This window comes from Bacillus sp. SM2101, assembly GCF_018588585.1.
Lineage (GTDB): Bacteria > Bacillota > Bacilli > Bacillales > SM2101 > Nanhaiella > Nanhaiella sioensis.
On the sequence record NZ_JAEUFG010000010.1, the window covers coordinates 34,255 to 47,215 of the forward strand.

Genomic DNA, 12,961 nt, shown 5'->3' on the forward strand with positions numbered 1-12,961 from the left:
TTTTTTTGTGTTTTTTATGGCTCTTTTCCTAAACTTTGTTGGTATTGTTCTTAATTAGAAGATAAAGATGTTGGTTTACACAAAAGTCATCGTTTAATAGAAGAAAGATGCCCCGAACGTTAGTAATAATTGTGATTAGATTTTATTACACAAGTAACAATTAATGTGAAAACAGCCCTTTAAATAATAAAGACCCATTAGCTAGTCTAAAAATTTGTTAAGGAGTGGTTATAAATGATCGTATGTGCAGCAAATGAAATTAGTAAAATGTATGGAGGAAATCAGATATTCGAAAATATTTCCTTTGAAATAAAAACTGGAGAGCGAATTGGAATTGTAGGGCAAAATGGAAGTGGAAAAACAACTATTTTTAAATTGTTGTCAGGTATAGAACAGCCTGATAGTGGAGAAATTCATTTGCAGAAAGGTTGTAAAGTTGGGTACCTTGCACAAATTCCAAGTTTTGAAGCTAGTACAACCGTATTAGATGTTCTCCAACATGCTTTTTCACATGTGAAAAAGCTGGAACAAAAAATGAAAAAATTAGAAAGAGCTATGGCAAATGAGCAAAACCAACAGTCACTTGAGTTGTTATTAGAAGAGTATGGGACAGTCCAACAACAATTTACTAACTTGGGTGGCTATGAAATTGAAGCTGAGATCATGAAGGTAGCTAATGGTTTAGGAATTGAAGCAATGCTTGAACAAAGGTTTAATGAACTTAGTGGTGGTGAAAAGACAAAAGTTGGACTTGGGTTAGTTATTCTACAACAGCCAAGTCTGTTATTACTTGATGAACCGACCAATCATTTAGACATAGACGCTGTGGAATGGCTTGAACAGTATTTAACTCAATATGAAGGCACAGTTTTCGTGATATCTCATGATCGATACTTTTTAGATCAAATTGTTACAAAGATTTATGATTTGGAAGCTGGCGAACTGTCCACGTACCACTGTAATTACTCTGCATTTGTTAAAGAAAAGGAAGAAAGATTACTTGCTGAATTTGCAGCGTATGAGGAGCAACAGAAGAAAATTAAAAAGATGAGAGAAACGATTAAACGGTTGAAAGAATGGGCAAACCGTGCGAATCCACCAAATGAAGGATTGCATAAAAGAGCAAAAAATATGGAGCGTGCAATTGAGAGGATGGAAAAACTAAAACGTCCGATTCTTGAAAGAAAGAAAATGGCACTTTCTTTTAATATGGAGGATAGAAGTGGAAAGGACGTTATCGTCATTGATCAAATATGTAAAAAGTTTGAAGGGAAAAAACTTTTTAACGATGCCTCAATGTATGTTAGATTTCGAGATAGGGTGGCAATTGTAGGACATAATGGAAGCGGTAAAACAACATTATTAAAAATGATATTAGGTAATGAACAAGTAGACGAAGGGGCTGTTAAAGTAGGAAATCAAGTTAAAATAGGTTATCTATCCCAGCAGCTTAAGTATGACAACAAAGAAGAATCGATCCTTCAGCACTTTTGTAATGAAGTACCGATATCACAAGCTGATGCTCGGCACATTCTAGCTAGATTTATGTTTTATGGCCAGGATGTTTTTAAAAAAGTCTCAAGCCTTAGTGGTGGTGAACGAATGCGATTGCGCTTAGCACAACTTATGCAGCAACAACTTAATGTACTCATTTTAGATGAACCAACAAACCACCTTGATATTGACTCTCGTGAGGTACTTGAAGATGCCATTGAAGATTTTGATGGGACGCTGATTTGTGTATCACACGACCGTTATTTGTTAAATAAATGCTTTAAGGTCACTTATTGGATTGAAGACTATGGACTAACAAGATATGAAGGAAGTTACGATGAAGCAAAAGGAAAAAGAAAAGAACTTAGTCTAACTCCAGCTAAAGCCAAAAGTGAGAATCATTATGTCAAAAAAACAATGATATCCGTTAATAAACAAGAAACTGTAACAGTACAGTATATAGAAATAAAAGTTGAAGCATTAGAAGATGAAATTAATAAGATTGAGCAACTAATGGAACAAGAATTTGAACTAACTAATTTATTAGAATTGCAGCAGAAGAGAGAATTATTAAGTACTGAAAGAGACGACCTGTATGAAACTTTAGATGAGATGCTATAAACTACAGCAAAAAAAGCTACGTACTCAGCATTTAAGTACGTAGCTTTTGATCAAGTAAATCGTTATGAGGAAAGCTTTAGTAAGTTGTTATATTCCTGTGAAAGATTCATAAATAACTCATTGTTCCTGCAATCTAAAGCAGCATCAATTTTTTGTAAAAGTAATTCTTTTTTTCTATCATAAATAGCAGAGTCTATTACCATTTGAATGTATACATCAATCATAGTAGCATCGTGTAGCAATTTTTGATCTTTGCCGTGGGATTTCATGATTTCAGTATACGACTTTTTTTCTCTCATTAAAAATCCCTCCTACGTCTTTTTTATATTATATGGATAATTAAGTGAAAAATCAACCAAAAATTTAAAATATTCGGAAAATAGATAAAATTACATGATTGTGAATAAAATTACAATAATGGAACATGTTATTTGTATAGAACTTAGAATGGAGGAATGTATAGTGGATAAACACAACAAAGTGAAGTCGACGGTGGAAGATGAGACGGAATTACCTTTGGGAACGACACTTAATCCCTCAGTTATGGTTACAGCAAATTTTGATTCAAATAACCCATTTAAATCAGAAATTCAGTATTCTGGTGATTCAACAAATGAGCATGTTATACAGCAAGAAGCTAATGAATATATTGCTCAAAAAGAAATAGGACAATCAAAAAATAATTCGTAAAATTATATAAGTGATTTTCTATGCCAGAAATCACTTATATTATGAATATTTTGTGAATTCAAATAAATGCACAAATTTGTGTGCTATTATATAAAGGAAATATTTAGGTTTACATTAATAGTTAGGAGTTGATGAAATGAATGATGGATCACATGGTGTCTTGCAAGGTTATGAGGTAAACAGGCACACAATGTCTATCTTGCCACATATTTATGAAGGAAGGCCAGTTTCAAAAGTTATAGAAGAAACTGAGGAGTTTATTGTATTAATGAAGCCGCTTCAAATTGTTGAAAGAAGTTGTTTTTATTACGGTACAAGCTTCAGAGGAAGGCGTGAGGGTACCTATAAGATTATTGGAATATCTTATAAAGCTCCCATCGCTATTGAGCCATCTAACATGATTTACCTCTTCCCTACACTCTCACCAAAAAAATCGTTGTGTGCTTGGATTTCACACCCTCACGTTCAGGATCATAAGCCAGTCGCTGGAAATAAAACTGATGTAATCTTTGTAAATAAAACAAACATTGAATTGCCTATTTCTCATAGATCATTTAAAAATCAATTACATCGTACTGCCCAGTTGCAAACAAAATTAACAGACCGCATTGATAACAATAATCGGAAAATGGCATTTTTGTTAACTCCAGAGAAAAAGAATGGGCAAAAATCTAGTCATAGTTACATAATGGAAGATAAAAGTAAGCATGACTAAATGAAAGACTCTTTTTATAAACTTTGTTGCAATTATTGGTGAAAAGATGCTACGAACACTAATTCAATACGTGTTTATTTTTTAGTAGGAACAACAATACTTAAGTCGTAAACACCGAAATTAAAAGGAGTAACGACTATAATCTCGAATCATATATACAACGGTAATACAAAGTTGTATATATGATTTTTATTTCCACTTGATTTGCTGAGTAACATACATGATATCAGTAGTAACACATTTAATTACACCCAATTAAGTGCGTGTTTACAAAGGATAAATATTTCTGAGCTATGTCAAAATTATATGTCAATTTGAGGTGACCTTGCTTGTCATAAGCTAATCGACAGTGGATAACGACTTGCAATCATACTATGTCATTTATTGAAATTGATAATGTTCCTACTTACGTATCAATAGGCTTGGCCGAATTAATTTTGTTATCTTGCAAGTATACGATCATTAGGTCCTGTACTTTATTTCTTATACGTGGATTAAAGTAATTGTGTCGCTCCTCATACCCTTTATAAATAAATAGAAAATCTGTGAAAGCTTCATCTCGGTTTACTTCACATACTTTTAAATCATTTTTGTACATTTCTTTCTTTATGCGTCGTAAATCTATTTGTATTTGTTTCATTGATTGCTCAATAATAGTTACGTATGGCTTTTTTAGTTTGAAATTACTTTGTTGAATGGTTGCTAAGTCTTTGTTTAAAACAATTAATAACATAGGCAAATAAATTGCCAACTCCATCATTGCTCGTTCTTCATTTGGAATTCTCGTCATACTATTTCTCCTTTCAGAAAGCTTGTTCAAGTATGAATATAACGAGTGAAGAGTTAATGCTTCCTCGTGGTTTCCTTAAGAAATTGCGTAAACTTTCCTGTTAAATAAGCATAATCAACGAAGTTTTAGCACATGGATATAAATAAGAAGAAAAGTGATTATGAAAAATTATAATGAATGTGAAAATGTTTATTACAGGAGAAAAGAACGTATGTTTGGTTTATATCTTATTATAAATTTTGAAAAAAAACAAGTATCTAAAATTGTGAAAAGGGTATAATTCACAATAGTTGTAGAAATGACATTTGTTTGATATTATATTTCCCAAAATTAACATTATACGTGTACAATATATGAAATAGTGGGTAAAAAATATGTATCTGACGATGAGGAGTAATAGACATGGACCTAGACACGTTAAGAGAACTTATAACGTTAGAAAATATATTATCTGTATTAGAAGAATATCGCTCATTAGGACCACTACCTGGAATTTTTCTGCCCTTAATTGAAGCATTTTTACCGTTTTTTCCTTTATTTGTTTTTGTGATGGCAAATGCGGCTGCGTTTGGACTTTGGCTCGGTTTTATCTTTTCTTGGATTGGTGCATGTGCGGGTTCAATAGCGGTATTTTTTCTAGTCCGAAAATTTGGTCAACAGCGCTTCTTTTCTTTTGTTAGCCGTCATCCTAAAGTGAAAAGCTTAATGAATTGGGTTGATAGACATGGGTTCGGTCCATTGTTTTTACTCCTATGCTTTCCATTTACCCCATCGGCAGCTGTTAACATTGTTGCTGGCTTGTCAAACGTACGTGTACCTCAATTTATTCTTGCCGTATTGTGTGGGAAAATGGTGATGATCTTTACAATGAGTTGGGTTGGGTATGATATTGCGGCCTTAGTTCATCAGCCTGTACGATCAATTATCGTTATAATTATTATTTTCATATTATGGGTCGTAGGGAAAAGGCTAGAAGCAAGGTTTAATATTAAACAAACAGCAAATTGATTGTTGTTCCACGAAACTGATACTGATAAAATAAAATTAAAAAAAGTTATGAAGGAGTTAATAGACAATGCCTCAACAAGAAAACAATATTAAAAAAGAAGGAATTGAATGGCTTAAGTCTATAGGTATTGGAATTATTATTTTTGCATTTTTTAGAACATTCTTCTTTACGAATTATGTAGTAGAAGGTGAATCGATGATGCCTACCCTTCAGGATGGTAATATGTTAATGGTAAATAAAATAGGCTATCGTTTAGGAGATCTAGACCATTTTGATGTCGTTGTCTTTCATTCAGATGGTGAAGATGATTATGTGAAACGAGTGATCGGTTTACCAGGTGATAAAATTGAATACAAGCAAGACGTTTTATATATTAATGATAAACCTGTTCAAGAGCCATACCTCCTTCCATTTAAAGAAAGACTCGTTGAAGGTAAACTGACAGGAGATTTTACACTAAAAGAAATTACCGGTGAAGCTAGTGTTCCAGAAGATTCAGTATTTGTTATAGGGGATAACCGTCGCAAAAGTTGGGATGGAAGGCATTTTGGGTTTATTAAACGAGATCAAATTGTTGGAAAGGTCAATTTACGTTATTGGCCAATGGATGAATTTGATATAACATTTTAGCCTACTATCTTTTCGTAAACTTTGTTTGCATTAGTTCCTAAACTAGAAGGTAAAGATGTCGTAATACTCAACAACATCGTTTTATTGAAGAAAAGATGCCACGAACCTTTCGCAAATCTTGTTGCTAAATATACTAGATAATGATTGTCCCTGTTTTTAACATATATTTCTCTAAGGAAGAACAAAATGACAGTATATTAAAATACATTAGTAAATACATACTACATAAATATGAACGTTGATAAGGATTTGGACTTATTGACGTTTTTTGTTATGTTTTTTTCGTAACGCTCTGTTAACCATTTGTTGTTGAAATTACAAGACCCTTTGTTCTGTGAAGGTGATTACAGATTAGCATGTTTTATATGAATTGTGTTTACGTGTACAAATAGAGGTCTTTTCGTAAACTTCATTGCTATTGTCACTGAAAATGACGGCAAAAATTCTTCAGTTAACATCATTGTTAATTAAGAAAAGATGAAACGAACGCTTAGTTTATATTTACTACCATAGTACGGCAAGCAAAATTAATCTGAAAAACAGTCAAAAAAAGAAAACTATTTTGGAGTTATTGTGCTCTAATATTTTAGAGAGGTTTATGGGGAGGAGACACTTTGGATTTTGAACAACTAGTAAAACGTGCACAAAAGTATGATGATGAGGCATTTTATGAATTAATTACTTTGCATAAAATAAGCTTGTATAAAATAGCATACTCGTATTTTAAAAATGAACACGATGCAACAGAAGCAGTGCAAGAAGTGACCTTTCGAGCTTATAAGGAGATCAGAAAGGTGAGGCAACCACAATTTTTTACTACTTGGATTACTCGTATTATGATTAATTATTGTTCGAGAGAGTATAGTCGAAAGAAAAAGACTTCTTTGCAGGAAGTAGATAAAGGTGTGGAAGATAGTGAGTCATCAACGTTAACGAAAATTGATCTTGAACAGCATATTGCATTATTAGACCCACAACTACAAACAATTGTTAAGTTAAAATACTATCATGACTTAACGATCGATCAAATAGCTGACATTCTTCAATGTCCTGAAGGAACTGTGAAAACAAGGCTGTATAAATCTCTAAAACTATTAAAAGTTAGTTTAGCAAAGGAGTGGTTATGATGAATAAAGATTTTGAAAAAGAAGAAGCTGCTCTTTACGACATAAAAGATAAATATGATCATTTGTCGATCCCAGAAGACCTTGATCAGTCAATAAGGAATGGGATGAATAAAGCGACAAAGAGTCGAAGAATAAATCGTAGAATGAGGTTGACTTCCATTAGTGCTTGTATCTTAATTTTATCCTTCGTTACAACAGTGCGGATATCACCTGCCTTTGCTAATTACATGAGTACGATTCCTGGCTTAGCAAAAATAGTTGAACTCATTCAATTTGACCAAAGTTTGCAAGTAGCGGTAGAAAATGAATTTATTCAACATATTGGTGCTAGTGAAGAACAAAATGGTGTTACGTTCACAATCGATGCTGTTATTGTTGATGAGAGCAAGATGGTCATGTTTTATACACTGGAAAATGTAAAAGACTATAATTATTTGCACCCTTTACCAGATTTATTAACGAGTGAAGGTAAAGATTATCTTGCAAGTTCTGGCTCTGATAATCTGAAAAATAAACAGAACGAAAATTCGATAAGCGGACGATTTGATTTTTATTTCCATGAAGCTGTACCTACAGAAGGTTTTATACTCCAACTAATTGTTGAAGCGGGGGATGATTTATCTAATATGAGTGAATTTCCCCATGAATATAGTATTCCTTTTCAAGTAAATACAGCGCTTTTCGAAAATATGAAGGAACTATACGAAATTAATGAAACAGTAGAAGTCGAAGGGCAGAAAATAACATTTAAGACACTCGAAGTTTATCCAACTCAATTAAAACTACAAGTGACATATGATAAAAACAATACGATGAAAATCTTCGAACTTGAAGATTTACGAATTGTTGATGAAAATGGTGATGAGGTTACTTCAATTGCCAATGGAATAACAGGCTCGAATATTACCGAATATGGGGAGAGTTTTCATCTGGAAAGTAATTATTTCAAGAAACCGAAAGAGCTATACATCGAATTTACAGCTATAAGAGCGTTGGATAAAAACTTATTAGACCTTCAGGTGGATGTAGAAAACAGAAAAATCGTAAAAGCACCTGATGACCGTATCTATATGGAACCCTCCTACAATAATGAGAAGGAACAGCTAGTTATTTCGTTTGATAAAGATGACCTCTATAGTGGTGAATTACGCGTCGATTGGGAATTTGTTGATGGAGATGGAAAAAAATATAAGCCTTTATCGAATGGCTACAGTATGGGTGAAGCTAATGAAAGCTTGGTCCTCGAAATCCCTAATGAAAACTATAACAACCCATTAGTGTTTACAATTAGCGATTATCCAACTAGAAAATATACAAAGGATATCCGTTTAAAGGTAAAATAGTGAACTTGGCTTCCTCATTAAAGAAATATGTGTTTCAGCGAACTTTTGCCCTAGTTTATGTTTGATTAATACTTTTTACTATCTATCGTTATCAATTACAGTTATACTGATGTACTAACAGAGTATATATCACAGCAGTCATATATTATGGGGGAATTAAGATGGAGCCAAAAATATATATTATTCATGAAAACGATGAATGGACAGAACCTTTACACAAAGAACTCGATAAATTAGGACTATCTTATGAAGATTGGTTTCTTAATGAAGGATCACTTAACCTTAACGAGGAACCACCGATTGGGATTTTCTATAACCGAATGAGTGCATCTTCTCATACGAGAGGACACCGTTTTGCTCCTGAATATACAGCAGCTGTATTATCTTGGTTAGAAAAGCATGGACGAAAAGTGTTTAATACGAGTCGGGCACTTCAGCTTGAAGTAAGTAAAGTTGCCCAATATACCGCGTTGCAAGCATTTGACATCGTTACTCCACATACGATTGCTGCAGTTGGTAAGGAACATATTTTACAAGCTGGAAGTACGTTTGCAAAGCCATTTATTACAAAGCACAATCGTGCTGGCAAAGGGTTAGGGGTTCAGCTCTTTGACAATGTTGCCGCACTACAGCAATACGTGAACAGCGATGACTTTGATGAATCGATCGATGGCATCACACTTTTGCAGGAATATATACAGGCACCAGAACCGTGTATTACTCGTTGTGAATTCGTTGGAGGGAAATTTCTTTATGCTGTTCGGGTTGATACGTCTGAAGGCTTTGAGCTATGCCCAGCAGACGCGTGCCAAATAGGAGATGCCTTCTGCCCGACAACAGCCGATCCTACGCCAAAGTTTAAAATTCAAGAAAATTTTAACGATCCGATTATTCACAAATATGAACAATTTCTCGCTAACAATGACATTCATTTTGCAGGAATCGAATTTATTAAAGATGCCAATGGAAATATATACACTTACGATGTAAATACTAACACAAACTATAATGCTGATGCAGAAGCAGTCGCAAATGTTTCAGGGATGGGTGCGATTGCTAAGCATCTCGGTAACGAGCTAGCTATGTTATAGAACAACTAAACCTTTTATCTAAATTGTGATTAAGAATCTTCCAATGGGAGGGTTCTTTTTTTGTTCCTTGTGATGAGTTTTTAGTGTATCCCTCAACGTAGAAAAGGTACTATGCTGTATACAAAATTATTTCTTAGCAAATAAAACAACATCCTATGTAGAAAGCTTTTTAACTGGCTCGTATAGGTGGTAGTATGTTTAAGATTTTCGATAACTGTTTTATAATGAAAGGAAGGATTAGCTACGGTATACATAATAGATGTTTATTATTTATTTGATAGATTCTTTTCGTAAATATTGATTTTTATTAAATGCTTTTTTGTAAACTTTGCTGCTATTATTACTAGAGATGGACAGTATGATATGTTTTATTGAGGGCTAATAGATTTTACAAGTAGAAAAGAGATGCCCGAATTTTAGTGTGAAAAGCAACAACCAATTCTGAAACAGCCATTTGAGAATATAACACTGAGGAAAGGAGCTCACCGTCATGTTTGAAAAGGCGACCCATGTATTAAAACAATATTTTGGTTATAAAGCATTTCGGCAAGGGCAAGATGGGATCATAGAAAATGTATTAAACGGGAATGATACGCTTGCGATTATGCCTACAGGTGGAGGAAAATCAATTTGTTATCAAGTGCCAGCGATGATGTTCGATGGTGTGACAATTGTTATTTCACCGTTAATCTCCTTAATGAAGGATCAAGTTGATGCTTTAATTAATATTGGAATACCAGCAACATATATAAATAGTACGTTAACAAGACAAGATTTAAATGACAGAATAGCGAAAGCACAAGAAGGGGCTTACAAACTCATTTATATAGCGCCTGAGAGATTAGAGTCACCTGATTTCCAACAATTATTACAAAGGTTACATATTTCACTAGTAGCAATTGACGAAGCGCACTGTATTTCACAATGGGGGCATGATTTTCGCCCTAGCTATCGGCATATTTCTACGTTTCTTCAAGCTTTAGATAAGCTACCAGTCGTCATCGCATTAACAGCGACAGCAACGACAGAAGTAAAAGATGATATATGTAATTTACTACATATTGATTATTCAAATACTTTTGTTACAGGGTTTGCTAGAGAAAATCTTTCTTTTACAGTCGTCAAAGGTGAAAACAAACGTGATTACATAACGAAATATATTAACGCAAATAAAGCATCTTCAGGAATTATTTATGCTGGTACGAGAAAAGAGGTTGATCAGCTTTATGCCTATTTTGAACGTAGTGGTGTTTCAATAGGAAAGTATCATGCTGGGATGTCAGAGCAAGAACGAAAGGACACGCAAGAGAAATTTATCTACGATGATATTAGTATCATGGTTGCTACAAATGCCTTTGGCATGGGAATAAATAAATCCAATGTACGTTATGTGTTACATTATAATTTACCAAAAAATATGGAAGCATATTACCAAGAAGCCGGTCGTGCTGGTCGTGATGGTGAGGAAAGCGATTGTGTTGTATTATTTTCTCCTCAGGACATACAGTTGCAAAAGTTTTTAATAGAACAAACGTTGTTAAATCCTGAACGGAAAGCTAATGAATATCAAAAGCTGCAACAAATGATCGATTATTGTCATACTGAGCGTTGTTTACAGCTATACATACTCGAATATTTTGGAGAAACAGATGGTCAAACATGTGGAAAATGCGGGAATTGTACTGATGCCAGAGAAACGATTGATATTACAACAGAGGCACAAATGGTTTTTTCTTGTATTAAACGCATGAATGAGCGGTTTGGTAAAACGATCGTAGCCCAAGTTTTAAAAGGCTCTAGAAACAAACGTGTCGTTGAACAACAATTTCATACGCTACCGACGTATGGTCTTCTGAGTAAATATTCCGAAAAAGAAATTGTTGAAATGATTGACTACTTCGTAGCTGAACAATATTTGGTTGCTACAGAAGGTCAATATCCAGTGCTAATGATCGGGAATAAAGCGTATCAAGTATTAAAAGGAAATGAAAAAGTATATAAAAAACAAAAACACAAAGCAAAACGCTTAACAACACATAATGAGCTGTTTGAGCGCCTGCGTGCACTTCGGAAAGATATTTCAACTGAAGAGCGTGTTCCACCTTATGTCGTTTTCGCGGATAGTGCATTAAGAGAAATGAGTGAGCAAGCACCTCTAAATGAACAAGCTATGCTAAGCATAAAAGGAGTAGGCAAAGTTAAGTTTGAAAGATATGGAGCCCAATTTTTGCAAACAATAAAAGCATATGCAGCTGAACATGATATTGAAGCAACAGAGGATATTCCGACAGAGGTACGAGTGAGTGAATCAGCATTAGGTTCATCTAATGATAACGTTGCAGACAAAGTAACAGAAAACCCTAGTCATATATTGTCCTATCAATTATTTGTTGAAGGGGAAGATATTGAAGATATTGCAAAAAAGCGGTCAATGTCGCCAATAACCATTCAAAATCATATCATTCGAAGTGCAACTGAAGGCAACGTAATTGAATGGGGGCGAATGATTCCAACTGAGTATGAAGAACAAATAGTCTCCAAAATAACAGAGTTAGGTGCAGAGAAGTTAAAACCATTAAAAGAGGCATTACCAGAAGAGGTAGATTACTTTGCAATCAAAGCTGTGATATGTAAAATGCACCTAACAAATTGAGTCGAATAAATAAAATAATGATTAATATATTATTAAACTAGACCAGCAAGCTGAGATTTTTATACAACGGTGACAATTTAATAAGAAGTAAAGGTGCCACGAATATTAGTTGTTAAAGGTGTTATTTCTTTAAATTCAAACATTATGAAAAAGGCTAATTACATAAAATTAGTCTTTTTTATCAATTATTGTTTATTATTGAAACTTATTTAATGGAAACTCATAAATATAATTTAGTCATGAAAAATGGTCAAATAGTCGGGAGGGAATAGAGTATGAAAAATTATATTATTTTTCTAGGAAGCTTCTTCATATTATTTTTGGTGATTCAACTATTGTCAGGGCTATTTCTAACTGCAACATTTAAACCGGATTTATCACAAGCTTTGAATAGCGTTGCAAATGTACCAAAAGAGGTAGAATTCGGCAGTCTTTCAAGCATTTCATTATATATTATTGCTATGCTATCAGCTACAGTCGCATTTTTTGTGCCAAAATTAATTACCAAATTCAATAGAAACATTTAACAGTAGTGCACTAGAGTTAACACAGGTGGATTTGCAAGAATTAAATAAAAAAGAAACTATATAGCAGAGCTATTGTGTTAATTATGTCAAATTTGAATTCTTCTTTCCCTGTATATTTAAGCGTTTTTTAATTGCTGATAAATCTCTTAGGATGGTTCCAAGGTGCGATTGATGCTAAAACAGCTTTGATCATTAAAACAGTCATTAGCAATGCTTTCATTCCAAATCGATATTATTTAATAAATTTCTGAAGCACTTCAATACAAGAATT

12 protein-coding genes are annotated in these 12,961 nt (G+C 33.6%); 10 read left to right on the plus strand and 2 right to left on the minus strand.

The window, feature by feature from the left end:
* Positions 1-234 precede the first annotated feature (234 nt).
* Positions 235-2,115 carry a ribosomal protection-like ABC-F family protein gene (gene abc-f, locus JM172_RS11445; RefSeq protein WP_214482437.1) on the plus strand — a complete coding sequence of 627 codons (1,881 nt, stop codon included), beginning with the start codon at positions 235-237 and terminating at the stop codon, positions 2,113-2,115.
* Between the two features lie 62 nt (positions 2,116-2,177).
* Here the strand turns inward: abc-f and JM172_RS11450 are convergent, their stop codons facing one another.
* Complete coding sequence (locus JM172_RS11450) at positions 2,178-2,414, minus strand: IDEAL domain-containing protein (protein WP_214482438.1); 237 nt, start codon at positions 2,412-2,414, stop codon at positions 2,178-2,180.
* A gap of 163 nt (positions 2,415-2,577) precedes the next feature.
* Here JM172_RS11450 and JM172_RS11455 point away from each other — a divergent pair, with 163 nt between their 5' ends.
* Entirely contained in the window at positions 2,578-2,805 is a 228-nt protein-coding gene (locus tag JM172_RS11455) for a hypothetical protein (RefSeq protein ID WP_214482439.1), read from the plus strand.
* Positions 2,806-2,941: 136 nt separating this feature from the next.
* Positions 2,942-3,520, plus strand: coding sequence for a competence protein ComK (locus JM172_RS11460; RefSeq protein WP_214482440.1), 579 nt, complete (start codon positions 2,942-2,944; stop codon positions 3,518-3,520).
* Between the two features lie 406 nt (positions 3,521-3,926).
* On the opposite strand, the gene JM172_RS11465 is transcribed toward JM172_RS11460, so the two are convergent.
* On the minus strand, positions 3,927-4,310 hold the full coding sequence (locus tag JM172_RS11465) for a YhjD family protein (RefSeq protein WP_214482441.1): 384 nt from the start codon (positions 4,308-4,310) through the stop codon (positions 3,927-3,929).
* Positions 4,311-4,712: 402 nt separating this feature from the next.
* Between JM172_RS11465 and JM172_RS11470 the strand changes: the two genes are divergently transcribed.
* The 7 genes from JM172_RS11470 (at position 4,713) to JM172_RS11500 (ending at position 12,690) form a co-directional block, all read left to right on the plus strand.
* Positions 4,713-5,318 carry a TVP38/TMEM64 family protein gene (locus JM172_RS11470; protein WP_214482442.1) on the plus strand — a complete coding sequence of 202 codons (606 nt, stop codon included), beginning with the start codon at positions 4,713-4,715 and terminating at the stop codon, positions 5,316-5,318.
* 67 nt (positions 5,319-5,385) lie between these two features.
* Positions 5,386-5,949, plus strand: coding sequence for a signal peptidase I (gene lepB, locus JM172_RS11475; protein WP_214482443.1), 564 nt, complete (start codon positions 5,386-5,388; stop codon positions 5,947-5,949).
* Between the two features lie 614 nt (positions 5,950-6,563).
* Positions 6,564-7,076 carry a sigma-70 family RNA polymerase sigma factor gene (locus JM172_RS11480; protein ID WP_214482444.1) on the plus strand — a complete coding sequence of 171 codons (513 nt, stop codon included), beginning with the start codon at positions 6,564-6,566 and terminating at the stop codon, positions 7,074-7,076.
* Entirely contained in the window at positions 7,076-8,419 is a 1,344-nt protein-coding gene (locus JM172_RS11485) for a DUF4179 domain-containing protein (RefSeq protein ID WP_214482445.1), read from the plus strand. The genes JM172_RS11480 and JM172_RS11485 overlap by 1 nt, the downstream gene beginning before the upstream one ends.
* 161 nt (positions 8,420-8,580) lie before the next feature.
* Entirely contained in the window at positions 8,581-9,510 is a 930-nt protein-coding gene (locus tag JM172_RS11490; protein WP_214482446.1) for an ATP-grasp domain-containing protein, read from the plus strand.
* Between the two features lie 490 nt (positions 9,511-10,000).
* Positions 10,001-12,163, plus strand: a complete 2,163-nt coding sequence (recQ, locus tag JM172_RS11495; RefSeq protein WP_214482447.1) for a DNA helicase RecQ — start codon at positions 10,001-10,003, stop codon at positions 12,161-12,163.
* Between the two features lie 275 nt (positions 12,164-12,438).
* Positions 12,439-12,690: a hypothetical protein gene (locus tag JM172_RS11500; protein ID WP_214482448.1), complete on the plus strand. Its 252-nt coding sequence runs from the start codon at positions 12,439-12,441 to the stop codon at positions 12,688-12,690.
* Positions 12,691-12,961: the final 271 nt, after the last annotated feature.

Coding starts and splice junctions, on each gene's coding strand:
- abc-f (WP_214482437.1), top strand. CDS start 235: ATGATCGTATGTGCAGCAAATGAAATTAGTAAAATGTATGGAGGAAAT.
- JM172_RS11450 (WP_214482438.1), bottom strand. CDS start 2,414: ATGAGAGAAAAAAAGTCGTATACTGAAATCATGAAATCCCACGGCAAA.
- JM172_RS11460 (WP_214482440.1), top strand. CDS start 2,942: ATGAATGATGGATCACATGGTGTCTTGCAAGGTTATGAGGTAAACAGG.
- JM172_RS11465 (WP_214482441.1), bottom strand. CDS start 4,310: ATGACGAGAATTCCAAATGAAGAACGAGCAATGATGGAGTTGGCAATT.
- JM172_RS11470 (WP_214482442.1), top strand. CDS start 4,713: ATGGACCTAGACACGTTAAGAGAACTTATAACGTTAGAAAATATATTA.
- lepB (WP_214482443.1), top strand. CDS start 5,386: ATGCCTCAACAAGAAAACAATATTAAAAAAGAAGGAATTGAATGGCTT.
- JM172_RS11485 (WP_214482445.1), top strand. CDS start 7,076: ATGAATAAAGATTTTGAAAAAGAAGAAGCTGCTCTTTACGACATAAAA.
- JM172_RS11490 (WP_214482446.1), top strand. CDS start 8,581: ATGGAGCCAAAAATATATATTATTCATGAAAACGATGAATGGACAGAA.
- recQ (WP_214482447.1), top strand. CDS start 10,001: ATGTTTGAAAAGGCGACCCATGTATTAAAACAATATTTTGGTTATAAA.
- JM172_RS11500 (WP_214482448.1), top strand. CDS start 12,439: ATGAAAAATTATATTATTTTTCTAGGAAGCTTCTTCATATTATTTTTG.